The organism is Streptomyces rishiriensis (assembly GCF_030815485.1).
In the GTDB taxonomy this organism is placed as follows: Bacteria; Actinomycetota; Actinomycetes; order Streptomycetales; family Streptomycetaceae; genus Streptomyces; species Streptomyces rishiriensis_A.
In genome coordinates this window covers 7501254-7525586 of record NZ_JAUSWV010000002.1, presented here as the reverse complement: position 1 = coordinate 7525586, position 24333 = coordinate 7501254, and the positions used below count along the sequence as shown (strand labels likewise).

The 24333-nt window shown below is 73.2% G+C and carries 17 protein-coding genes and 1 pseudogene; 15 read left to right on the top strand and 3 right to left on the bottom strand.

What is annotated here, in order from left to right; genetic code table 11:
* The first annotated feature begins 42 nt into the window (after positions 1-42).
* Positions 43-1785 carry an ATP-binding cassette domain-containing protein gene (locus QF030_RS35855; protein ID WP_307166717.1) on the top strand — a complete coding sequence of 581 codons (1743 nt, stop codon included), beginning with the start codon at positions 43-45 and terminating at the stop codon, positions 1783-1785.
* Complete coding sequence (locus QF030_RS35850; protein ID WP_307166716.1) at positions 1782-3938, top strand: ATP-binding cassette domain-containing protein; 2157 nt, start codon at positions 1782-1784, stop codon at positions 3936-3938. The genes QF030_RS35855 and QF030_RS35850 overlap by 4 nt, the downstream gene beginning before the upstream one ends.
* Here the strand turns inward: QF030_RS35850 and QF030_RS35845 are convergent.
* Positions 3861-4163, bottom strand: a pseudogene (locus tag QF030_RS35845) (LuxR C-terminal-related transcriptional regulator); the annotation flags it as partial. The gene QF030_RS35850 and the pseudogene QF030_RS35845 sit on opposite strands and share 78 nt — an antisense overlap.
* Before the next feature lie 527 nt (positions 4164-4690).
* On the opposite strand from QF030_RS35845, the gene QF030_RS35840 reads away from it, so the two are divergent.
* Positions 4691-6847 (top strand): SpoIIE family protein phosphatase, encoded by a 2157-nt coding sequence (locus tag QF030_RS35840; protein WP_307167811.1) that lies wholly within the window; start codon positions 4691-4693, stop codon positions 6845-6847.
* Positions 6848-6919: 72 nt separating this feature from the next.
* Here the strand turns inward: QF030_RS35840 and QF030_RS35835 are convergent, their stop codons facing one another.
* Entirely contained in the window at positions 6920-8389 is a 1470-nt protein-coding gene (locus tag QF030_RS35835) for a S1 family peptidase (protein ID WP_307166715.1), read from the bottom strand.
* A gap of 1024 nt (positions 8390-9413) precedes the next feature.
* Here QF030_RS35835 and QF030_RS35830 point away from each other — a divergent pair.
* The 10 genes from QF030_RS35830 to QF030_RS35785 all read left to right on the top strand — a co-directional run bounded on the left by QF030_RS35830 (position 9414) and on the right by QF030_RS35785 (position 20984).
* Positions 9414-9629 (top strand): hypothetical protein, encoded by a 216-nt coding sequence (locus QF030_RS35830; protein WP_062643340.1) that lies wholly within the window; start codon positions 9414-9416, stop codon positions 9627-9629.
* 85 nt (positions 9630-9714) lie between these two features.
* A complete protein-coding gene (locus tag QF030_RS35825) occupies positions 9715-10521 on the top strand; it encodes an HlyD family efflux transporter periplasmic adaptor subunit (RefSeq protein WP_307166714.1) in 807 nt (268 codons plus the stop codon).
* Positions 10518-12740 (top strand): NHLP family bacteriocin export ABC transporter peptidase/permease/ATPase subunit, encoded by a 2223-nt coding sequence (locus tag QF030_RS35820; RefSeq protein WP_307166713.1) that lies wholly within the window; start codon positions 10518-10520, stop codon positions 12738-12740. The genes QF030_RS35825 and QF030_RS35820 overlap by 4 nt, the downstream gene beginning before the upstream one ends.
* Position 12741: 1 nt before the next feature.
* On the top strand, positions 12742-15618 hold the full coding sequence (locus tag QF030_RS35815) for an NHLP bacteriocin export ABC transporter permease/ATPase subunit (RefSeq protein ID WP_307166712.1): 2877 nt from the start codon (positions 12742-12744) through the stop codon (positions 15616-15618).
* Between the two features lie 184 nt (positions 15619-15802).
* Positions 15803-17305 (top strand): MFS transporter, encoded by a 1503-nt coding sequence (locus QF030_RS35810; protein ID WP_307166711.1) that lies wholly within the window; start codon positions 15803-15805, stop codon positions 17303-17305.
* Positions 17306-17423: 118 nt separating this feature from the next.
* Positions 17424-18437, top strand: a complete 1014-nt coding sequence (locus QF030_RS35805; protein ID WP_307166710.1) for a Ppx/GppA phosphatase family protein — start codon at positions 17424-17426, stop codon at positions 18435-18437.
* Positions 18438-18628: 191 nt separating this feature from the next.
* Complete coding sequence (locus QF030_RS35800) at positions 18629-18778, top strand: hypothetical protein (protein ID WP_307166709.1); 150 nt, start codon at positions 18629-18631, stop codon at positions 18776-18778.
* A gap of 336 nt (positions 18779-19114) precedes the next feature.
* The gene (locus QF030_RS35795; RefSeq protein WP_307166708.1) at positions 19115-20131 is read left to right on the top strand and encodes an iron-containing redox enzyme family protein; all 1017 of its coding nucleotides are present in this window, start codon (positions 19115-19117) and stop codon (positions 20129-20131) included.
* 12 nt (positions 20132-20143) lie between these two features.
* Complete coding sequence (locus tag QF030_RS35790) at positions 20144-20806, top strand: HemK2/MTQ2 family protein methyltransferase (protein ID WP_307166706.1); 663 nt, start codon at positions 20144-20146, stop codon at positions 20804-20806.
* Entirely contained in the window at positions 20787-20984 is a 198-nt protein-coding gene (locus QF030_RS35785; RefSeq protein WP_307166705.1) for a CDGSH iron-sulfur domain-containing protein, read from the top strand. Before QF030_RS35790 ends, QF030_RS35785 begins: the two co-directional genes overlap by 20 nt.
* 255 nt (positions 20985-21239) lie before the next feature.
* On the opposite strand, the gene QF030_RS35780 is transcribed toward QF030_RS35785, so the two are convergent.
* Positions 21240-21674: a protease inhibitor gene (locus QF030_RS35780; protein WP_307166704.1), complete on the bottom strand. Its 435-nt coding sequence runs from the start codon at positions 21672-21674 to the stop codon at positions 21240-21242.
* 355 nt (positions 21675-22029) lie between these two features.
* Between QF030_RS35780 and QF030_RS35775 the strand changes: the two genes are divergently transcribed.
* Together QF030_RS35775 and QF030_RS35770 are read left to right on the top strand one after the other, a co-directional pair.
* Positions 22030-22653 carry a hypothetical protein gene (locus QF030_RS35775; protein WP_307166703.1) on the top strand — a complete coding sequence of 208 codons (624 nt, stop codon included), beginning with the start codon at positions 22030-22032 and terminating at the stop codon, positions 22651-22653.
* 457 nt (positions 22654-23110) lie between these two features.
* A complete protein-coding gene (locus QF030_RS35770) occupies positions 23111-24280 on the top strand; it encodes a lactate 2-monooxygenase (RefSeq protein WP_307166702.1) in 1170 nt (389 codons plus the stop codon).
* The last annotated feature ends 53 nt before the right edge of the window (positions 24281-24333 follow it).

Here is a 24333-nt window from a genome sequence, read left to right as displayed (position 1 = left end):
GCCCGTCCTCCCCCATACCTCCGATAAAAGCGCGGGAGCAGGATGCCGATGGACCGGACGACCGGTGAGCTGCTCGGCGCGGCCACCCGGCACAGCGGATCCCGCTGCGCGGCCCTGGCTCTGGTGGGCGTGGCGTCGACCGGCGCCGCACTGCTGCTGCCCGCGGCCCTCGGCCGGGCCCTGGACCTGCTGCTCACCCACTCCCCCGCGACCCGCTGGGTGCTGTGCTGCGCGGGGCTCGCCCTGCTGCTGACCCTGCTCGACGCGTGCGAGACCGTCCTCGGCGGCACGCTCGACGCCCGGTCCACCGCGTTCCTGCGCCGCCGGGTCACCGGCCACGTCCTGGCCGTGGGCCCGCGTGCCACGGCCCGCTTCGGCGCCGGGGACCTCGTCGCGCGGGTCGTCGGCAGCGCCGCCCAGGCCGGTACGGCGCCCCATACCCGGGCCGCGCTGCCGGCCGCACTCGCCGGCCCCGTCGGCGCGGTGGCCGCGCTGGCCGTCGTCGACCCGTGGCTCGCGGCCGTCTTCCTGACCGGTGCGCCGGTCCTGACCCTCCTGCTGCGGTCCCTCGCCCGGGACACCTCGGCGTGCGTGGCGGACTACCAGCGGGCCCAGGGGCGCATCGCGGCCGCGCTCACGGAGGCGGTCGGCGGGGCCCGCACGATCCGCGCGGCGGGCACGGCGGCGCGGGACACCGCGCGGATCCTGCGGCCGCTGCCCGACCTGTCCCGGGCGGGCCGGCGGATGTGGCAGGTCCAGGGCCGGGCCGCGGCGCAGGCGACCGCGGTGGCGCCCCTGCTGCACCTCGGGGTCGTCGCCGTCGCGGGCCTGCTGCTCACCCGGCACCGGCTGTCGCCGGGCGACGTCCTCGCCGCGTCCCGCTACGCGGTCCTCGCCACCGGCGTCGGCGTGCTGGTCGGACAGCTCTCCGGCCTGGTCAGGGCCCGGACGGCGGCCGCCCGCCTCGGCGAGGTCCTGACGGAACCGGCTCCCCCCCACGGTGACCGCCGCCTGCCGCACCAAGGCCCGGGCCGGCTCGAACTGCGGGGCGTGACCGCCCGCCGCGGCGGCCGTACGGTGCTGGACGGCGTCGACCTGGTGGTGCCGGGCGGCACGACCCTGGCCCTGGTGGGCCGCTCGGGCGCCGGCAAGTCGCTCCTGGCCGCGCTGGCGGGCAGGCTCACCGACCCGGACGACGGCGAGGTCCTGCTGGACGGCGTGCCGCTGCCCGCCCTCCCCCGGGCCGAACTGCGGGCCGCGATCGCCCAGGCCTTCGACCGCCCGGCCCTGCTGGGCACGACGATCGAGGACACCGTCTCCCTCGGCCGCGCCTCGCCCGCCCGGGTCCGCGAGGCCGCCCGCGCGGCCTGCGCCGACGAGTTCGTCCGCCGTCTGCCCGACGGCTACGCCACACCTTGCGCGCACGCCCCGTACTCCGGCGGTGAAGCCCAACGTCTCGGCCTGGCCCGGGCGTTCGCCCACGGCGGCCGGCTCCTCATCCTCGACGACGCCCTCTCCAGCCTCGACACGATCACCGAACGCCAGGTCACCCGGTCCGTGTTCGGCCGCGCCACGGCCGCCACCCGGCTGGTGGTCGCCCACCGCGCCTCCACGGCCGCCCGCGCCGACACGGTGGCCTGGCTGGACGGGGGCCGGGTGCGGGCGGTGGGAACGCATGACCAGCTGTGGCTGCGGGCCGGGTACCGGGCGGTGTTCGGGCCGGCCGAGGAGGCCGGAGCCGGTGCGCGGCCGGAGGCCGAGGCAGGCCCGGAGGCGCGGCGGTGAACCGGGCGGCCGGCGCGAACGGGCTGCGGGTCAGGGGACTGCGCTTCCTGCTCGGCCGGCGGCGGGCCCTGTGGCGGCTCGTGGGCTGGTCGGTGCTGGAGACCGGGCAGACCTTCCTGCTCGGATACGCGGTGGCGCGCGCGCTGGACGACGGATTCCTGGCCGGGCGGTCCGAGGCGGGACTGCGATGGCTCGCGGTGGCCGGGCTCGGGGTGCTCGTGGGCGCCTACGGGACCGGGCGGGTGTACGGGGCGGTCGCCGCGCTGGTGGAACCCCTGCGGGACCGGCTGGTCACCCGGGTGGTGCGCCGGGGGGTACGGGAGGCGGACGGCGGAGCGCTGTCCGGGCTCACCCAGCAGGTGGAGATCGCGCGGGACAGTTTCGCGGGCCTGGTGATGGTCTCGCGCTCGTTCGTGTTCACGTCAGCCGGCGCGCTGGTGGGGCTGAGCGCGCTCGCGCCGCGGCTCCTGCTGGTGGTCGTGCCGCCGCTCGCCGCCGGTGTGGGCCTGTTCGCGGTGACCCTGCGTCCGCTGGCACGACGGCAGGAGGAGTTCCTCGCCGCCGACGAAGCACTGGCGGGGCACCTGGGCGTCGTCTGCCCGGGGCTGCGGGACGTCACGGCGGCCGGCGCGGAGGACCGGATCGCCCTGGACACCGGCGCACTCGTCGACGCCGAGCTGCGCGCGGCCCGCGCCCTGGCCCACTGGGGCGTGGCCCGGGTGGCGTGCCTGGCGCTCGGCGGCCATCTGCCGCTGGTCCTGCTGCTGGCCTGCGCTCCCTGGCTCCTGGACCACGGTGTGACGCCCGGCGCCCTCGTCGGCGCGCTCGCCTATGTCACCCAGTCGCTGCTCCCGGCCCTGACCGCCCTGGTCCACGGTCTGGGCACGAGCGGCTCCCGGCTGACGGTCGTCCTGCGGAGGCTGGCACCGCCCGGCGAGGCTCCGGAACTTCCGGCCGACGGCGGTGAGTTGACGGTGCCCCGGAACGACCCGTGCCCCGAAGGACAGCGACCGCCCGGCCCGCAGGACTCCCCCGACCCACAGTGCTCCCCCGACCCACAGTGCTCCCCCGACCCACAGCAAGCACCCGCGACAGGGCGACCGAAAAGCACCGGCCCGGCTCTGCCCCGGCCCCGCGAAACCCCGGGCCGCTCGACCGCCGACCGCTGCCCGCCCCCCGGACGTGTCCCCGCCACCGGCCCTCCCGCCCTCTCCCTGACCTCCCTCACCTTCGCCTACGGTCCCGCCTGCGCACCCGTCGTCGACGGCCTCACGCTCACCCTGCCCCAGGGGGCGCATCTGGCCGTCGTGGGTCCGAGCGGGGTCGGGAAGTCCACCCTGACCGGGCTGGTCGCCGGGCTGCTGGAGCCGGTGCGCGGGGCGATACGCGTCTGCGGGCGGCCGGTGCCGAGCGGCGCCGCGGCCGCTCAGCGCGTGCTCATCCCGCAGGAGGCGTACGTGTTCAGCGCCACCCTCGGCGAGAACCTCACGCACCTGCGGGCGGATCCCGTGCCCGAGGAGGAACTCCTCGCCGCGGCCGAGGCGGTCGGGCTGACCCCGCTGCTCCACGCGCTGGGCGGACCGGCGGCGCCGGTGGATCCGGCGGTGCTGTCGGCCGGCGAGCGCCAGTTGATCGCCCTCACCCGCGCGTACCTGTCGCACGCCCCGCTCGCCCTCCTGGACGAGGCGACCAGCCATCTGGACCAGGAGGCGGAGGCCCGCGCCGAGCACGCCTTCGCCGCCCGGCCGGGCGGCACCCTGGTGGTCGTCGCCCACCGCATCGGCTCGGCCCGGCGCGCCGCCCGGGTGCTGGTCATGGACGGGCCGCGGACCACGTACGGCACTCACGACGAGGTGCTGCGCCGCTGTGCCCTGTACCGCGATCTCGTCGGCGGCTGGGAGGAGGCGGGGGAAACAGGAGACGCGGGAGACCCTCGGGAAGCCGAGGGAGCAGAGGGAGCAGGGAATGCTCGGGCGGCGACGGGGGGCGGCTCACAGCCAGCCCTGCCCCTGGGAGATGCGGATGGCGTCGACCCGGTTGCGGGCGCCGGTCTTGCGGGTGATCGCCGCCATGTAGTTGCGCACGGTCCCGTGGGACAGATGCAGGTTCCCGGCGATCTCCGCGACGGAGGCGCCTTCGGCGGCGAGGGTTAACACGCTCAGCTCCCGACGGGTGAGCGGCATCTCCGCGGCCTTGAGGAAGCCGAAGCCCAGCGAATCATTGACGAAACGTTCACCCTGGGCCACCTTCCGGATGCCGCGCAGCAACTGCTCCGGCGAGCCCGCCTTGTCGACGTAGCCGAGCGCCCCCGCTTCCAGGGCCCGTTTCAGCAGGCCCGGCCGGTGCGCGCTGGCGAGGACCAGCAGCCGCGGCGGCATCGGGCCGCCGCCGCGCGGGCACAGGTCGCCCAGGGGCGGAAGGCCGTAGGAGTCGGAACAGTCGAGATCCGCCGCGCACACGTCCGGTCGCACCGCCCCGACGCGGCCGGCCGCGCTGCGCCAGGGGACGTCCTCCACCCGGAGATCGGGTTCCCTGGAAAGCCACTGTGCGAGGACCGATCTGACCAGACACGCGTCGTGCACCAGTAGTACCCGGATCACTGCCGCCCCTTCAGCTGTCGCCGTACGCCGGTTCCGTGGTGTTGTCCGTGGTGTTGTCCGTGGTGGTGAACGCGTGCCCATTCTTCGGCTCCGGGACCGTTTCTCAGCGCGAAGATCCGGCCATCGGGATGCGCGGGGGCGCACGCGGGGCGCCCGTACGCCGTCGCGCGCTTCGGACGAGGAGGCATGAGGGTGGCCCGACGGGGTACCGCGGCAGCTTTCGGCGGGCGGGCCGCTCGCCGTGCGCGCCGGGCCGCCAGGGGGCAGATTTGGACCCTGAGGCTCGGGCGGCACCGGGCGAGGAGGTGGTCGCCGTGTCGGACGGGCAGAAGTCGTCCGGTCAGGCGCCTGCGACCGTCTGTGCGCCGGTCGGCCAGCCGCTGCTCTCACTGGCGCTGACGTCGATGATGGACGCCGTCGGCGCGCACTCGGGCGCCGTGTATCTGCGTCCGGGCGACGAGCCGCTGCTGGAGATGGCCGTGACGGCGGGGCTGCCGCGGTCCTTCGTGGCGCCCTGGGAGCGGGTGGGGCTGAGCGCGCCGATCCCGGTCGCCGAAGCGGTGCGCGAGCGGCGGCTGGTGTGGGTGGGCGGGGTGGAGGACATGGCCCGCCGCTATCCGCGGATCGCCGTCGTGCTGCCCTATCCCTTCGCGCTGGCCGCGCTGCCGGTGCTGACCGAGACCCGGGTGTACGGCGCGGTCTACGTCACCTGGCCCGGCTCGCACCCGCCGGAACTCTCCGACCGGGAGCGACAGGAGCTCACGGCCGCCTGCGAGCGGCTCGCGCTGCGGCTGGAGCGCGCCGCGTCCACGAACCGTTCGGTGCGGGCCGAGACCGATGTGCTGGACACCGGCCCACTGGGCGGTTTCGCCGACGCGCTCGGCACGCTCGAGGCGGCACGGATGGTGGCGCGGCTCCCGTACGGAATGTGCTCGATCGACGTGAGCGGACGGGTCGGCTTCGCCAACGAGGCGGCCTCCCAACTGCTCGGCGTCCCGGTGGGCGGGCTGCTCGGGTCGCAGTTGTGGGCGGCGGTTCCCTGGCTGAACGATCCCCTGTACGAGGAGCGCTACCGGGCCGCGCTGCTCAGCCACGAGGCCACCTCCTTCGTGGCGCTGCGCCCGCCCTCGCAGTGGCTGTCGTTCCGGCTGTACCCGGACACCACCGGGATCAGCGTGCGGATCAGCCGGGCCCGGGCGGTGTCGGAGATGAGCCCGGCCGATCCCCGCTCGGGCGACGCGCCGACCCGGCTGGTGTCGATGTCACAGGCGCTGAGCATGGCCGGGGCGCTCACCGAGACGGTGAGCGTGCAGGACGTGGTGGGGCTGGTGGCGGACGAGATCGCACCCGCGGTGGGCAGTCAGGCTCTGGCGCTGCTCGGCGCGCACGGCGGCCGGCTGCACGTGCTGGGGCACCACGGATACCCCGACCCGCACGTCGTGGAGCGGTTCGACCGGACGCCGCTGTCCTCCCCGACGCCGGGCGCGCACGCGGCCGCCCACGGCGTCCCGGCGTTCTTCGACTCCCGGCAGGACCTGGAGCGCCTGTACCCGGCCCGGCACGCCACCCCCGACGGCTTCGCCGCCTGGGCCTTCCTGCCGTTGATCGCCTCCGGCCGCCCGGTGGGGGCCTGTGTGCTGGCCTACGCCGAACCGCACGTGTTCTCCACGCACGAGCGCGCGGTGCTGACCAGCCTCGCCGGGCTGATCGCGCAGGCCCTGGACCGTGCCCTGCTCTACGACGTCAAACACCAGCTGGCGCACGGGCTGCAGGCTGCGCTGCTGCCGCACTCGCTGCCGTCGCTGCCCGGCATCGAGGCGACCGCCCGCTATCTGCCCGCCACGCGGGGCATGGAGATCGGCGGGGACTTCTACGACCTGGTGCCCTCGCACCCGCACGCGGCGGCCGTGATCGGGGACGTGCAGGGACACAACGTGACCGCGGCCGGGCTGATGGGGCAGATCCGCACCGCCGTCCGCGCCTACACCACGGTGGGGCAGGAGCCGGCGGAGGTCATGCGCAGCACCAACCGGCTGCTGATCGACCTGGGCTCCGACCTGTTCGCGAGCTGTCTGTACCTGCGGCTGGATCCGGCCCGGGGGCGGGCCGTCATGGCGCGGGCCGGGCATCCCCCGCCGCTGCTGCGCCGGGCGGACGGCCGGGTGCGGGTCCTCGACCTCGCGGGCGGTCCGCTGCTGGGTATCGACGGCTCGGCGACGTATCCGACGACGGAGGTCGAGCTGACCGAGGGCTGTGTCCTCGCCCTCTACACCGACGGGCTCATCGAGACGCCGGGGGTGGACATCGAGGACGCGATCGCCGACCTGGGGCGGCGGCTCGGCGAGGCCGGGGACCGTCCGCTGGCGGAGCTGGCCGACGAGCTGGTGGGTCACTACGCCGCGGCGGACGAGCGGATGGACGACGTCGCGCTGCTGTTGCTGCGGGCCCGGGAAGACGGCTGAGAATCGTCCGCGGACGCGGACACGAACGGTCCGGCCCCCGCCGGAGGGCCGGACCGTTCAGGTGCTGCGGGGTCAGTGCGACTCGTTCACACCCGAGCCGTCCTGCTGGCCGTCGCCGGCCCCGTCCTGGCCGTCGCCGGCCTCGTCGGCGCCGCCCACGATGGCCTCGCCGGTCTGGTCGTCGATGCCGTCACCGTTCTCGTCCACCGCACCGGCGCCGGCTTCCCCGCCACCGCCCACGATGGCCTCGCCGGTCTGGTCGTCGATGCCGTCACCGTTCTCGTCCACCGCACCGGCGCCGGCTTCCCCGCCACCGCCCACGATCGCCTCGCCGGTCTGGTCGTCGATGCCGTCACCGTTCTCGTCGACGGCCCCCGCGCCGGCTTCCTCGCCGCCGACCGCGTCACCGGCGCCGACACCGCCGTCGCCGAGCGTCGCGCCGACCGCCGCGAGCGCGGTGGTCACCGGCTGGAAGAACGTCTCGCCGCCGACGGTGCAGTCGCCGCTGCCGCCCGAGGTCAGGCCGATGGCGAGGCCGTCCTGGGTGAAGAGCGAGCCGCCGCTGTCGCCGGGCTCGGCGCAGACGTCGGTCTGGATGAGGCCCGTGACGGTGCCCTCGGGGTAGTTCACGGTGGCGTCGAGGCCGAGAACCTGACCGTCGTTGAGACCGGTGGTGCTGCCCATCCGGAAGACCTGGGTGCCGACCGTCGCCTCGGCGGCCGCGGTGATCTGGAGGGTCTGGTCGCCGAGGTTGACCTCGCTCGCGGCCACGGTGGCGGGGTCGTCGTACTTCACGAGCGCGAAGTCGCCGTCCCCGGGGAAGGTCGTCTGGTCGACGGTGGCGATCGGCTCGCCGTCCTCGGAGTCGGACCACTGCTCGGCCGCGACGCCGCAGTGACCGGCCGTCAGGAAGGCCGGGGATCCGTCGCCCGCCGTCACGTTGAAGCCGAGGGAGCAGCGGGCCCCGCCGCCGAATATCGCGTCGCCGCCGGCGACCTTCGTCGTGAAGGTGCCGGCCGCCTTCTGGATCGTCGCCATGCCCGTGCCGAGTGTCTTGACGGTCGACTCGATCCGGTCCCACTTGCTGCCGGTGACGGTGGAGTCGGCGGTCACGAGGATCTTGTTCGTCTTCGGGTCGACGGCCCACGCGGTGCCCGTGACGGTCGCCTCGGTCTTCAGCGTCTTGGCGGCCGCCTCGAGTTCGGCCGTGCTGTTCTCGACCTCGCGGACCTTGGCCCCGGCCTTCTTCGCCTGCACGATGACGTTGTTCTCGTCGCCGGAGACGTTCACGACGTTGACGACCAGCTGCTGGCCCTCGGTGTCGTAGTAGGAACCGGCGAAGGCGTCACCGAGCTGCTTCGCGAGCTGGGACGCGAGATCCGAGGCGTCGCCCGCCTTGAGCGTCTTCACCGTGGCGGCGTCCTGGGAGCCGCCGTCCTGGGAGGCGTTGGCGTTGGGAAGCAGGATGGCCGCCGCTCCGAGCGCCGCCACACCGCCTGCCGCGATGATGGCCTTGCGCTTCGTAACTCGCTTGTGACTCAAAAAACTCGACCTCCTGGGGGACGGGGTCTGGCTGCCGGGGTCCGGCAGCTCCGTACAGCGGCGCCTGGTTGGCCATGAGTACGCAGGGGTCACGGGGTGCGTTCAATCGCGATTGCCAACTTCCTTTGCTCAAACCTGAATCGGCCATGACCGGAGTCCGACCTCACGGCCCCGGAAACATTCGCCCATAAGGCGATGACGACCACCGAAGCCGACAGGATCCTTCGGGTCGGCTCCGCGCTGCGGGCGCTCGCCCCGCACCTGTTCGCCGAAGTCGCCGACGGGCACCGCCCGTTCGGCCTCCTGCCTGGTCAGGGGTGCCCGATCGGGAGGTCGGAGGACTTTCGGAGCGGCCGTCGGCGGCGGCCGCGAGCCGGGCTGCCGCGGTCGCCGCCCCGGCCGTCCGCCCGGCCCCGGAAGCAGGAAGACGGAGGGCCGGCCGACTTCGTTCCAGCGGACGATGTCCGATTCGGATGTCCTGAACCGAGCGGTACGGAGGAGGCCCGGCCTCCGGAAGCGGTTGCCGATCTGTGCGGCGGCTATGTGCCTTCCGGACCGGCGCCCACCGGCCGGCACGTGACGTGTTCGACCGATGACGCTCCGTCGAGGATCGTCGGCCGAATCCCCGCTGCGGAGAATCTGCACACCGAATGCCCAAGCGGGTCACCGCGAGCAAGGGTTCTGCACAACTGCTCGGCGCCCGCCACGCCTTTGGGGCGGGAGTGTCGGATTCGCCGCGACAGCGCCCGGCGCTCGTCCGGGCCAATCCCGCCCATGGTGTGAAGAAGTCGCCGACAAGCAGTGGGCGCGCCTGCACCGTTCCCGCTCTCCTGACACGACTTCCCAGGTGAGCGCGGTGATTGATTGGCTGCGCCGACCACGGACCTGCTTTGATCCATCGCACCGCAGGGTCATCGCGGTCTCCCGGAAACGGGTGCCCGGTGCCCGTGCTCGCGGCCGTCATCTGTCCCCAGAGGGGGCCGCTCCCCCCTGATGAGATATCCATGTGAAGGGATGTTCCCCCATGAACTCCACCCCCCAGGTTGAGACCGTCGAGATCTCCGACGCCGAGCTGGACAACGTCTCCGGCGGTCTGTCCCTGAACGCCGTCGGCACCGTCACCGGCCTGGTGGACGGCGTCGCCCCGGTCTCCGGCCTGGTCAACACGGTGGTCGGCACCGTCGAGGGCGTCACCGGCCTGAACACGGCCCCGGTCACCAACCTGGTCGCCGGTCTCTGATCGCACCCTTCGTGACCCCGATGAGTCCCGGAGCCGGCACCCGGCTCCGGGACTCATCGGCGCCCTGAACTTCCGAGGTAGGCCCGTGCAGTTCCGCCAACAGGCCCTTGCCAAGCTCCAGTCGCCGGAGGAACTCGACCTGCCGGTGCGTTTCGCGCGCCCTCAGGGCTGGCTGGCGCTGTCCGTGACGGTGGTCGTCATGGCGGCCGCTTCCGTGTGGGCGGTGACCGGTTCGGTCGCCTCCACGGTGAGCGCGCCCGCCGTCCTCACCCACGGCGAGGGCAGCTACATCCTCCAGAGTCCCGCCGCGGGCCAGGTCACCGCGGTCCTCGCGAAGGAGGGCGAGCGGCTGCCGGCCGGCTCGCCGGTGCTGAAGGTGCGTACGGCGCAGGGCGACGCCGTGGTGCGCACAGTGGCCGCCGGCCGGATCACCGCGCTCGCCGCGACCATCGGGCAGATCATCTCCACCGGCGCGAACGTCGCCGCGGTGGAGAAGGTCGCCGGCGCCGACGACCCGCTCTACGCCACGGTGTACGTCCCCGCCGAGAACGCCGCCTCCGTCCCGTCGGGCGCGGCGGTCGACCTGACGGTGCAGACGGTGCCGACGCAGCAGTACGGCGTGCTGCGCGGACACGTGAAGTCGGTGGACCGCGCGGCCCAGTCGGCCCAGGCGATCGCCGCGTTCCTCGGTGACAGCCAGCTGGGCGAGCAGTTCACGAAGGACGGCCGCCCGGTGGCGGTCCTGGTCCGCCTGGACAGGTCCTCGGCGACGAAGAGCGGCTACGCGTGGTCGTCCGCGGACGGACCGCCGTTCGCCCTCACCTCCATGACCATGGCCACCGGTTCGATCCGGCTGGCCGACCAGCGTCCCGTCGATTGGCTGCTCCCGTGACCACCACCGAGCGGCCGCGGACCCGGCGGCGCGCGGCACCACCGCGGCGCACGGTCCCCAAGAGCCGGACGAAGACCGTCCGCACGCCCACCGTGCTCCAGATGGAGGCCGTGGAGTGCGGGGCGGCCTCGCTCGCCATGGTCCTCGGGCACTACGGACGGCACATCCCGCTGGAGGAGCTGCGCATCGCTTGCGGTGTCTCCCGGGACGGCTCGCGGGCGAGCAACCTGCTGAAAGCGGCCCGCGGTTACGGCCTCACGGCCAAGGGCATGCAGATGGACCTGGCGGCCCTCGCTGGGGTGAAGTCGCCCGCGATCCTCTTCTGGGAGTTCAACCACTACGTCGTCTACGAGGGCCTCGGCCGTTGCTTCGGCCGCCGCGGCGTGTACATCAACGACCCCGGCAAGGGCCGGCGTTTCGTGCCGCTCGAGGACTTCGACGGCAGTTTCACCGGTGTCGTGCTGGTGCTGGAACCGGGCGAGGACTTCGAGCGGGGCGGCCGCAGACCGGGGGTGCTGGGCGCGATGCCGGCCCGGCTGCGGGGCACCGCGGGCACCCTGCCGGCGGCCGTGCTGGCGAGTCTGCTGCTGGTCCTGGTCGGTGCGGCCGTGCCGGCGCTCAGCCGTACCTACATCGACATGTTCCTGATCGGTCGGCAGACCTCGCTGCTGAGCGTGCTGTTCGTCTCGATGGGCACGTGCGTGGCCCTCACGGTGGCCCTGACCTGGCTGCAGCAGGCCAACCTGCACCACGGCCGGATCATCTCCTCGACCCTCTCCAGCGCCCGCTTCCTGCGCCATCTGCTGCGGCTGCCGGTCACCTTCTTCTCCCAGCGCAGCCCGGCCGACCTGGTCCAGCGGCTCCAGTCGAACGACGCGGTCGCCGAGACGCTGGCCCGCGACCTGGCGTCGGCGGGCGTGGACGCGATCGTCGTCGTCCTGTACGCGGTCCTCCTCTACACCTACGATCCGCAGCTGACGTTCGTCGGGATCGGCGTGGCGCTGCTGAACATCGTCGCGATGCGGATCGTCGTCCGGCTGCGCGCGACCCGGACGGCGAAGCTGCGCGCGGACAACGCCCGGCTCACCAACACGGCGTACACCGGGCTTCAGCTGATCGAGACGATGAAGGCGACCGGCGGCGAGGAGGGCTACTTCCGCAAGTGGGCCGGACAGCACGCCACCACGCTGGAGGAGCAGCAGCGGCTCGGGGTGCCGAGCGCCTGGCTGGGCGTGGTCGCGCCGACGCTCGCGACGCTCAACAGCGCGCTGATCCTCTGGATCGGCGGCATGCGGGCGATCGAGGGCCACATCTCGGTGGGGCTGCTGGTCGCCTTCCAGGCGCTGGTCACCCGTTTCACCGCCCCGCTGACCCGCCTCAACGGGGTCGCGGGCCGTATCCAGGATTTCGCGGCGGACGTGGCCAGGCTCAAGGACGTGGAGAACTTCCGCGCCGACCCGCTCTACGACCGCCGCTCCGGCGCCGACTCCACGCGCCGGCTGCACGGTCATATCGAGCTGGAGAACATCACCTTCGGCTACAGCCCGCTGGACAAGCCGCTGCTGACCGGCTTCGACCTGGCCGTCGGGCCGGGACAGCAGGTGGCGCTGGTCGGCGGCTCGGGCAGCGGCAAGTCGACGGTGTCCCGGCTCATCTCGGGTCTGTACACGCCCTGGGAGGGCGTGATCCGCGTCGACGGGCAGCGTCTGGAGGACATCCCGCGCGGGGCGCTCGCCTCCTCCGTGTCCTTCGTCGACCAGGAGGTGTTCCTCTTCGAGGGCTCGGTACGGGACAACGTGGCGTTGTGGGATCCCTCGATCCCGGACGACGCCGTCGTCGACGCGCTCAGGGACGCGGCGCTCCACGACACGGTGATGCGGCGGCCCGGCGGCATCCACAGCAGGGTCGAGCAGGACGGCCGCAACTTCTCCGGCGGTCAGCGTCAGCGTCTGGAGATCGCGCGGGCGTTGGTCCGCCGGCCCAGCATCCTCGTGCTGGACGAGGTGACCAGCGCGCTGGACGCGGAGACCGAGCAGGTCGTGATGGACAACCTGCGCCGGCGCGGCTGCGCGTGCGTGGTGATCGCGCACCGGCTCAGCACGGTCCGTGACAGCGACGAGATCGTCGTACTGCAGCACGGCACGGTCGTGGAGCGCGGGCGGCACGAGGAACTGGTGGCGCGCGGCGGCTCGTACGCGGCGCTGGTCAGGGAGCGATGAGATGACTGCCGTGTCCGAGGGCGATGTCGTGCTCACCGCGCTGGGGCAGCTGGGCGCGCGGATCGACTGCGCCGGGTTCAGCCGCCTGGACCTGGAGGGGCCGCAGGTGCTGTGGCTCGTCGCGTCGGGCGCGCTGGACCTGTTCGCGGTGGACGCCGGACAGCAGGGCCACTGGCACCACTTGGGCCGCCTGGAGGCGGGCGCCCTGCTGCTCGGTCCGGTCACCGGCCCCCACCACACCCTCGTCGCCCGCCCGTTGCGCGACTGTGTCGTGCACCGCGTCGGGCTGCGTGAGCTGTACCAGCCCGCGAACACCGAGACCTGGTCCTACGACGAGTACGGCAACCCCCAGTACGTGCCGCCGACTTCGAGCCCGCTGGAGTACGCGCTCGCCCTCGGCGTCGGCCGCGGCCTGTCGATCCTCTTCCAGGCGCCGATGGCCACCGAGCGGGGGACGGAAGGCGGGGGCACCCCGGGGCGAGTTCCTTCGGGCACGGGGGACGACGACGTGTTCTGGATGCAGGTGCCGCCGGGCAGCGTGCAGTACGGCTCGCTGTACGGCGCGGAGGCGGCCGCCGACCTGCTGATGGACCCCGTGGTGTGGCAGAGCATGGTCGACCAGCAGTACCGGCTGCTGACCACGCTGGACCGCTGGATCGAACAGCTGGAGCACACCCACGAGACCCGCACGGCCGCCGGGATCAAGGCGGGCGAGGCGGTCCGCGCCCAGGCCGACCGGACGCTTCTGGCGTCGATCGGCAAGGGCGGCAGAGGCGACCGCAACGGCAGGAGCACGGACCGGCGCGCCACGGCCGCCGACGCCGACGCCACCTACGCGGCCTGCAGGCTCGTCGCCCGGGCCGCCGGGATCACCCTCGCCGAACCCGCGCAGATGGGCGCGGACAGCGAGCGTCTCGACCCGGTCGAACGGGTCGCCCTCGCCTCCCGGGTGCGCGCCCGGGCGGTGCGTCTGGACGGCCGCTGGTGGCGGGACGACGTGGGGCCGCTGGTCGGGCACCGGGCGCTGTCCGGGGCGCCGGTCGCACTGCTGTGGCGGCGCGGCGGCTATGTCGCCGTGCATCCCGCGACCGGGCGCGAGACCCCGGTCGAGAAGGCCAACGCGCAGGAGTTCGAGCCGCGGGCGGTCATGTTCTACCGTCCGCTGCCGGAACAGGGCCCCGGCCCCCTCGGCCTGCTGCGGTTCAGCATGCGGGGCACGGCGGGGGACCTGACGAACCTGCTGCTCAGCGGGCTGGTGACGGTGGTGATCGGAGCGCTGGTGCCGATCGCGACCGGGAAGGTGCTGGGCGAGTACGTGCCGAAGGCGCAGCAGGGGCTGATCGTGCAGGTGTGCCTGGCGGTGATGGTCAGCGGCGTGGTGGCGGCGGCGTTCATGCTGCTCCAGAACCTGACCATGCTGCGCCTGGAGGGCCGGATCGAGGCGACCCTCCAGCCGGCGGTGTGGGACCGGCTGCTCAGGCTGCCGACGAAGTTCTTCGCCGAGCGTTCCACGGGCGAGCTGGCGAGTGCCGCCATGGGCATCAGCGCGATCCGCCGGCTGCTGGCGGGACTCGGTCCCTCGGTCGCGCAGTCCGTCACCGTCGGCGCGATGAACCTGGGGCTGCTGCTCTGGTACAGCGTGCCGATGGCCCTCGCCGCGATCGGCATGCTGGTCGTCATCGCGTCCGTGTTCCTGGCGCTCGGGCTGTGGCAGGTGCGCTGGCAGCGGCGGCTCGTGGTGCTCTCCAACAAGCTCAACAACCAGGCGTTCCAGACCCTGCGGGGGCTGCCGAAGCTGCGGGTGGCGGCCGCCGAGAACTACGCGTACGCGGCCTGGGCGGCGCAGTTCGCGCGCAGCCGCGAGCTCCAGCAGCGCCTCGGCCGGATCAAGAACCTCAGCACGGTGCTGGGTTCGGTGTATCTGCCGCTGTGTTCCCTGCTGATGTTCATGCTGCTGGCGGGTCCGGCCCGGGGGGCGCTGTCGGCGGCGGACTTCCTCACCTTCAACACCTCCATGACGATGCTGCTCACCTCGGTGACCTCACTGACCGGCGCGTTCGTCTCTGCGGTGGCCGCGCTGCCGCTGTTCGAGGAGATCCGGCCGGTGCTGGAGGCGACGCCGGAGGTCCGCACGGCGAACACCCGCCCCGGCCCGCTGACCGGCGCGCTCGAGGCCCGTCGGCTCTCCTTCCGTTACTCCGACGACGGCCCCCTCGTCCTCGACGACGTCTCCTTCGAGGTGCGGCCGGGCGAGTTCGTGGCGATCGTCGGCCCGAGCGGGTGCGGGAAGTCGACCCTGCTGAGGCTGCTCATCGGCTTCGACAAGCCGGTCTCGGGCAGTGTGCTGTACGACGGCCAGGATCTGGCGGCCCTCGACCAGTCGGCGGTGCGCCGGCAGTGCGGGGTGGTGCTCCAGCACGCCCAGCCGTTCACCGGCTCCCTGCTGGACGTCATCTGCGGCACCGAGGCCTACACGCCGGAGGAGGCGATGGCGGCCGCCGAGCTGGCCGGCCTCGCCGAGGACATCAAGCGCATGCCGATGGGACTGCACACGATCGTCTCCGGCAGCGGGTCGGTCTCGGGCGGCCAGCGTCAGCGGCTCATGATCGCCCAGGCCCTGATCCGACGGCCCCGCATCCTGTTCTTCGACGAGGCGACCAGCGCCCTCGACAACGAGACGCAGCGCACGGTGATCGAGAGCACCCGCAAGCTCAACGCGACCCGGGTCGTGATCGCGCACCGTCTGTCGACGGTGATGGACGCCGACCGGGTCGTGGTGATGGAGAACGGCAAGGTCGCCCAGCAGGGCCCGCCCGCCCAGCTCCTCGCGGACACCGGTGGCCGTCTGCACGAACTGGTGCGGCGCCAGCTGGCCTGAAGAACCCGTGCGGTCCGGGAGCGGCCGGCGAGGTCGTCGGCCGCTCCCGGGCCGTTCGGAGGCCGTGCCTGAACACCCTCACTAACGAAACTTTGCCGTTTCGCTGAAACTGGTCTAGCCTCGATGTGTACGAAACCGTTTCGTTTACGTGTCCTTTGCCTTCACGTCCCTGGAGTGGTTCCCCATGTCTCCGAAGACCTTGACGGACGGCACCCGCACGGGCGCCGACCAGGGGCCGTCCGCGGAATCCACCAAGAAGTGGTGGATCCTCGCGGTCGTCGCCCTGGCCCAGCTGATGGTGGTCCTCGACGCCACCATCGTGAACATCGCCCTGCCCTCGGCCCAGGCGGACCTCGGCTTCTCCGACGGCAACCGGCAGTGGATCGTCACCGCGTACGCGCTGGCGTTCGCCTCCCTGCTGCTGCTCGGCGGCCGGATAGCCGACCTCTTCGGCCGTAAGACGGCCTTCCTGATCGGGGTCGTCGGCTTCGCCGCCGTCTCCGCCCTGGGCGGTGCCGCCACCAACTTCGAGATGCTGGTCACCGCCCGCGCGCTCCAGGGCGCCTTCGGCGCGCTCCTCGCGCCCGCCGCGCTCTCGCTGCTCAACACCACGTTCACCGACGCCAAGGAACGCGCCAAGGCGTTCAGCGTCTACGGCGCCATCGCCGGCGCGGGCGGCGCGGTGGGCCTGCTCCTCGGCGGCATCCTGACCGACGCGCTCGACTGGCGCTGGACGCTCTACGTCAACGTGGTCATCGCCGTCGTCGCCTTCGCGGGCGGTTGGATGCTGCTGTCCAACCACCGCGACGCCCGGAACTCCAAGCTGGACGTGCCGGGTACGGTCCTGGTCGCCGCGGGTCTGTTCTCCCTGGTGTTCGGCTTCTCCAACGCGGAGACCCACGACTGGGACTCGCCGCAGACCTGGGGCTTCCTGATCGCGGGCGGGGCGCTGCTCGTGGCCTTCGCCTGGTGGCAGACGCGGGCCGCGCACCCGCTGCTGCCGCTGCGCATCCTCCTCGACCGCAACCGGGCGGCCTCGTTCCTGGCCGTGCTGATCTCCGGCGCCGGCATGTTCGGCGTGTTCCTCTTCCTCACCTACTACCTCCAGCTGAACCTGGGCTTCAGCCCGACGAAGACGGGTGTGGCGTTCCTGCCGATGGTCGGGGCGCTCATGGTGGCGGCGCAGGTCGGCACCACGGCCCTGGTGCCGCGACTGGGCCCGAAGGCGGTCATCCCGCTGGGCTTCGCGATCGCCGCCGTGGGCATGGCCTGGCTCAGCGGGATCGACGTCGGCTCCGACTACCTGAGCGCGGTACTGCCGCAGCTGGTCATCATCGGTGTCGGCCTCGGCCTGGTCATGCCGCCCGCCATGCAGCTGGCCACCGGCGGGGTCGCCGCCGAGGACGCGGGCGTGGCCTCCGCCACGGTCAACGCCATGCAGCAGGTGGGCGGTTCGATCGGTACGGCCCTGCTGAACACGTTGGCCGCGAGCGCCGCCGCCGACTACCTGGTGGGGAAGAACCCGGCGAACAAGCTGGTGCAGGCGCAGGCGACCATCGAGAGCTACACCACCGCCTTCTGGTGGTCGGCCGGCTTCTTCGCCGCGGGCGCGGTCATCGCGTTCCTGCTCTTCCGCCGCGGAGTGCCGGAGCAGGACGCGGACGCGGCACCGGTGGTCCACATGTGACGGACCCGCAGGAGCCGCACCGGGGAGAGGGCCGCCGTCCGCGAGGACGGCGGCCCCTGCGCGTCATCGCCCCGAGGGACCGGGAATTGCGAGGTTTAGCCCTGGGTACTCGCGGTCCATGAGAATAAGCGTGCTGGATGTGGGGTCGAACACCGTGCGGCTGGTGGTCGCTGACGCGGCGGGCGGGGTCCCGCTGCCGGTGCACACCGCCAAGTGGCGGCTGAGACTCTCCGAGCAGGTCGCGCCCGGCGACCCCATCCCGGAGGAAGCCGTCGAGCGGCTCGTCCGAGCCGTCGCCGCGGCGGCCCGGACCGCGGACCAGTGGGGAGCGGCGGGCCCGCTGGCCTTCGCGACCGCCGTGGTGCGCTCGGCCCCCAACCGACGCGAGGTGCTGCGCGCGGTCCGGGCGCGGACCGGCGTCGCGCTGTGCACCCTGCCGGGTGAAGTGGAGGCGGAGCTGACGTTCCTCGGGGCCCGCCGCTGGATGGGCTGGCGCTGCGGGCCGCTCGCCCTGCTGGACATCGGCGGTGGATCCTTCGAAGTGGCCTTCGGCCGGGGCCGGTTGCCGGACTTCGTGGCCTCGCTGCCCCTGGGGGCGGGCCGGCTCACCCATGACTTCTTCACCGACCACGACCCGCCGCCCCCGGAGGCCCTCCGCGCGGCCCGGCGCAGGATCCGCCACCAGCTCAGGGACGTGGCCGCCCGGATCCGCTGGGAGGGGCCCCGTACCGCGGTGGCCACCTCCCGCACCTTCCAGCAGCTCGGCCGGCTGTGCGGTGCCGCCCCCGGACGGCACGGCCCCTTCATGGACCGCACCCTGCGCCGTGCCGACCTGCGCGAGGCCGTCTCCACTTTGGCCGCCCTGCCCGCCGCCGAACGCGCCCGGTTGCCCGGCATCTCCGCGCCGCGCGCCGCGCAGAGCCTGGCCGGCGCGGTGATCGGGCACACGGCGATGAAGCTGACCGGACTGACCTCGGTCACCGTCTGCCCGTGGGCGATCCGCGAGGGCGTCATGCTGCGGCACATGGAGGACGGCCCGGCCTGGTGGGCCGAGGTCACCCGGCTCATCGACGACGAGCAGGAGGCGCCCGCGGAGCCGGTCCCCCTGCGCCTCGCCCAGCACGGCCCCTGACCCCGTCGCGCACCCTCCGGCCCCGCGCCGCACCTGCCGAAGCGGCTCCCCTCCGGCCCCCGAGGACGCCCTGACCACACGGGCCGGCACGCACCCCGACCCCGACGACCGACCACCTGTTACCGACCACCGACCACCGACCACCGACCACCGACCGCCGATTGAGCGGAACCCAGCGGAAGGAACGCACCGTGCCCGATGACGACAAGCACCTCGAGACCGGCCAGGACCGCCCCCGTACCGCACTGGGGGAGGTCATGCGGGAGGTGGAGGACGCCGAGACCCGTGTCGACGACCCGGAGGGCGAGCGGCACCAGCCCAAGGGGCGGCCGACGCCCTGACCACCAACCGGCGCGCCCAGGAGGAGTCCCGGGGCGACTGACCCGACCCGTCGCGGACCGGCCGTCCGGCGGATCAGCCTGCCGGACGGCCCGCCCGGCGACGCACGGGCGAGCCGAGCAGGTCGGACGTACGGCCCGCCCGTCCGGTGACCGCCCATGACCGCCCTCCCCCGTGAGCCGGCCCGGTGAGCCGTGCGTCCCGAGGGGGCGCGGTCGGGCAGCAGACGCCCGGTCGGCGCCCTTGCGGACGTTTCGCCACGCCACCTCGCGGGCGATGCCCAGGTCCACCCGGGGTGTCCCACGGGTGACCCGGCGCCTTCGGGGTACCCGCCACGCATGGCACATGACTCACCAGGGCCACAGCTGCCGGCCGCCCGGGGTCCGGTCTCCGCGGCCGTCCGCGGGTACCTCTCGGGCACCGGCCCGCTCCCGGCCGCGCGGACGGTCGCGTCCGCGACCCCGTACGGCGACGACCTCCAGCTGGCCCTCTACCTCTGCTACGAGCTGCACTACCGGGGTTTCGCGGGCGTCGCCCCGGACCTGGAGTGGGATCCCGGTCTGCTCCGGGTGCGGGCCGCGCTGGAGCACCGGTTCCTGACCGCCCTGCGCGAGGACACACCGGTCCACGACTCCGTCGAGGATGCGCTCGCCGAGCTTCTCGTCGAGCCCGTCGAGGGCTCGGGCGTAGGCCATTTCCTCGCGGCGCAGGGCGAGTTGTGGCAGGTGCGCGAGTACGCGGCCCAGCGGTCCCTGTACCACCTGAAGGAGGCGGACCCGCACGCGTGGGTGCTGCCGAGGCTGTGGGGCCGGGCCAAGGCGGCGATGGCCGCGGTGGAGTTCGACGAGTGGGGCGGCGGCCGAGCCGACCGCGTCCACGCACAGCTGTTCGCGGACCTGATGACGGACCTGGACCTCGACACCACCTACGGCCGCTATCTGGACGCCGCGTGCGCCGAAACGCTGGCCACGGTCAACCTGATGTCCCTCTTCGGCCTGCACCGGTCCCTCAGGGGCGCCCTCGTGGGCCACTTCGCGGCGGTCGAGATCACCTCCTCGCCCGGTTCCCGGCGGCTCGCGCAGGCGATGCGCCGCGCGGACGCCGGCCCCGCCGCCGAGCACTTCTACGACGAGCACGTCGAGGCCGACGCCGTGCACGAGCAGGTCGTGCGCCACGACGTCATCGGCGGCCTGCTGGACGAGGAACCTTTCCTGGCCCCGGACATCGTCTTCGGTCTCGACGCCACCGGACACCTGGAGGACCGTCTCGCCGCCCGCCTGCTCACCGCCTGGCGTGCGGGAGAGTCCTCCTTGCGTACCCCGCTCAACGATCGCGTAAAAGCCCATATTTCCTGAAAGGTGGGGTACTTGGTCGCCGTGAACCCACTCGCACTCCCGGGCGTGTACGCCCCTCAGGAGGACACCGCCCTGCTGGCCGGGGCACTGTCCGAAGAACCGTTGCTTCCGGGCGCCCACGTTCTCGACGTGGGCACCGGTACCGGCGCGCTGGCGCTGGAGGCCGCACGACGCGGCACCCGGGTCACCGCCGTCGACGTGTCCTGGCGCGCGGTGTACTCCACCCGCCTCAACGCCTGGCGTGAACGGCTGCCGGTGCGCGTGCACCGCGGCAACCTCTTCACGCCGGTGCGCGGCCAGTCCTTCGACCTGATCCTGACCAACCCGCCGTACGTGCCGGCGCCGGCCGGCGCCCGTACGGGCCGCGGAACGGCCCGGGCCTGGGACGGTGGCGGCGACGGCAGGCTCCTGCTCGACCGGATCTGCGTCGAGGCACCCCAGCTGCTGCGGCCCGGCGGGGTGCTGCTCATGGTCCACTCCGCGCTCAGCGATCCGGCGAGCACCCTGACGGTCCTGCGCGCGTCCGGTCTGAAGGCGTCCGTGACGCGACGTCGTCGCATTCCGTTCGGTCCGGTGCTGCGCGAGCGCGAGGAGTGGCTGCGGGAGCGGGGGCTGCTGTCGGCCGACGAGGAGAACGAGGAGCTGGTGGTCGTCCGTGCCGAACTCCCCTGCTGACAGGCCCTGCCGGATCAGCGTCCAGCGCCGCGGCCCCCTCCTCGTCGAGGGGCCGGTCGAGGTCGAACTGGAGGACGGCACCACGGTCGCCTCCGACCGCTTCCGGGTCGCCCTGTGCACCTGCCGGCGCAGTCGCCGCTACCCCTGGTGCGACACCAGCCACCGGGAGCGGTCCTAGCCGGCCTCCGGCGCCTTCCGCCCGGCACGGTCTGCCCGGCGTCTACTCCGCCGCACCTTCCGCCCGGCACCTCCTGCCCCGCACGTTCCGCCCGGCGCGTTGCGCCCGGGCGAGGTGCACCGGAGGCCGGGCGGGCAGCCCCACACTGCCCGACCGGCCTCCGGGTAAGGGATCACGCTGCTCCCGTGTGACGGCTCGCACTCCCCACTTCACGAGCCTTACTCGGCGTCCACGGGGGACCACGCGACCCCGGTCTCAGAACGCGAAGAGGCTGCTCCCGGCAGCGTTCTTCACGCACTCGTTCGAGAAGGTGCGCTCGAAGGCGACACGCTTGCCCCGCCATACGCCGTCGACGGTGACGACCACCGGGTCGTACTGCCTCGTACACATGGCGTCACCCGGTCCCGCCAGGGCATCGAGATCGCCGTCGGCGGCGCGCAGTTCGGCGCAGGCGAGGGCGGGCGCGGGATGGGTGCCGGAGGGCGCCGGAGCGCAGTTCAAAGTGACGGCCCGGGCCGCGTCGGCGGTGGCGGCGTTCTCTCCGTGGCCCACGGTCAGCACGAGGGCCGACGGGGCGTAGAGGGAGGTCGGCGCTGCGGCCGGGGCGGCGAGCGCGGATCCGGTGAGGGATCCGCAGACGGTGGCGGCCGTGAGGCCGAGGGTCGCTGCCCAGCGCGCGGTGTTCCGCATTGTGTGCATCCTTCCGCTCGATTCGGTGTGCCGGTCCGGCTCGGTCGGTGTCGAACGCGGCGAGCGCGAGTCTGCCGAGTCCGCCGCCGAATCTCACATCGACCCCATGGGTTTCAGTAACCTTGCGTATTGAATCAGTGGCGAGAAGTAACGGAATTCGAACGTTCCAACGCCGAAAGCAAGCGCTTCATGATCCCTCTGATCGGTTCGATGACCGGTTTGCATAGCTTCGTTAATCGGCCTGAAACATTCCGATCCCGCACCCGGATCCCTCCGCACACCCCTTCGCTTCCGCTCTCGGCGGACTTCTCCGCGGCCCCTTGTGTTCATGTACCAGCGGAGTAATCGTCATTACATGATTACGACCGAAGAGAAAGAGAAGCTGAGGGGCTGGTTCGCCGGCCGTCTGCCCGACGACCTCTTCGAGGAGCCTGCCGAGGTGACGGTCGACCGGGAGGAGATCACCGTGATCGGCCGCATCCCCGCGCCCCGGTCGGCCGAGGACGTGTCGGCCGCCGAGCGGGAGGCGGCGGTCACCGCCCGGATCCAGGAGTTCCGGGAGCGCACCCGGGAGACCCGGATCGCCGTGGCGCGCGACGCCGAGCACCGGTTCCGCCGCAAGGTGTCCTGGGGTGTGGTGTGCGATGGGCAGCGCGCGCTGTTCACGCACGTGGCCGCGCCCGTCATGAGCCGGCTGCGGCAGCCCGAACGCCAGGTACTCGACACCCTGATCGCCGCGGGCGTGGCCCGCAGCCGCAGCGACGCGCTCGCCTGGTGCGTCCGGCTTGTCCAGCGCCACACCGACGACTGGCTCACCGAGCTGCGCGACTCCCTCGAACAGGTCCAGCGGGTGCGGGCCCAGGGACCCCACGCGGACACCGGCTCCGGTTCCGACTCCCCCTCCGGTGCCGGTGCCGGTGCCGGTCGCGCTCAGGGAGAGGCGGCGGATTCGTCCACGGACGACGCAGAACAAGGGTGACTCGTCCGCTGGTCGGGGGCCTGCCCCATGCTTCGCACCCGGCGTGGCGGTACGTCCCCCGCCGTCCAGGTCTTCGACCGCCGTGGAACGCGGCGGGGGGCAGCGGTTCGCGGACGGCGGTCATGTCGCGCCGGTTCCGGCGAACGGGAGGCCTCGGGCTACCGCCGTCCCTGGTCGACTCGCCGTCCCTGGTCGTCGCCGTGCTCCACCCGCGTTGCGGCGGCCGTAGCCCGACCCCGGGCGGCGTACGGGTCTCCAGGGACGCGGTCGGCCAGGACGATGGAGGTTCCGGCACCGCCGCTCACCGGTCCGGGCGCGCACGTCGGCGTACCCGCGCCGTACCGTCCGGGCCGGCCGGCCGTCGGCCGAACCCCCTGACCGCCGCCACCGACCCGCCGGTATGGTCGCCCTGCGACGGCGAGGTCGGCCACGGCACGGCGAAGGGTGGGACGTACGGATGGCGAAGCACTGGGCGGACTTCCAGTACGAGATCTATCTCAACGGGATGACGGGCGCGGTCCCCCGGCTGCCCACCGATCTGACCCGGCTCGAGGAGCTCACCGAGCAGCGCCTCGGGCCCGGCCCGGTCGGCTATGTGGCGGGCAGCGCGGGCAACGGCAGCACGGCACGGGCGAACCGTGCGGCTCTGGAACGCCGTCGGATCGTGCCGCGCATGCTGCGGGACGTGCACGAGCGGGACCTGTCGGTCGAGGTGCTGGGCCGTCCCCTGCCCGCGCCGCTCGCTCTCGCGCCCGTCGGCGTGCTGTCGATCATGCATCCGGAGGCCGAGTCCGCGGCGGCCAGGGCGGCGGCCGCGCAGGGGGTGCCGTTCATCCTCTCCTCGGCGTCCAGCACACCGATCGAGCAGGTGGCCGAGGCGATGGGGGACGCCGAGCGCTGGTTCCAGCTGTACTGGTCCAAGGACCGCGAGGTGAACCGCAGCTTTCTTCGGCGGGCCCGGGAGAGCGGGTTCACCGTGCTCGTCGTCACCCTGGACACCCCGCTCCTCGCCTGGCGGCCCCGCGACCTCGACCAGGCCTATCTGCCCTTCCTGCACGGCGTGGGGACCGCCAACTACTTCACCGACCCGGCCTTCCTGGCGGGCCTGGCCAAACCGGTGCACGAGGACCCGAACGCGGCCGTCCTGCACTTCGTCGGCCTGTTCGCGGACCCCGGCAAGACGTGGCCGGACCTGGCGTTCCTGCGGGAGCACTGGGACGGGCCGATCGTCCTCAAGGGGGTCCTGCACCCCGACGACGCCCGGCTGGCCGCCGACGCCGGGATGGACGGCGTGGTGGTCTCCAACCACGGGGGCCGGCAGGTCGCCGGTTCGGTCGCGGCCGCCGACGCGCTGCCCCGGGTGGCGCAGGCGGTCGGCGACCGGCTGACGGTGCTGTTCGACAGCGGGGTGCGCACCGGCGACGACCTCTTCAAGGCGCTCGCTCTCGGCGCGCGGGCGGTGCTGCTGGGCCGTCCCTACGTCTACGGCCTCGGCCTGGACGGGCAGCCGGGCGTCGAGCACGTGATCCGCTGTCTGCTCGCCGAGTTCGACCTCACCCTGGCGCTGTCCGGCCACGCCGGGCCGGGGAGCGTGGGCCCGGCGGACCTCGTCGAGGACGCCGGGTGACGCCCGGCGGGCGCCGTGAGGGACGGTTCCCGCGGGCCGGCACGGGGCCGGGA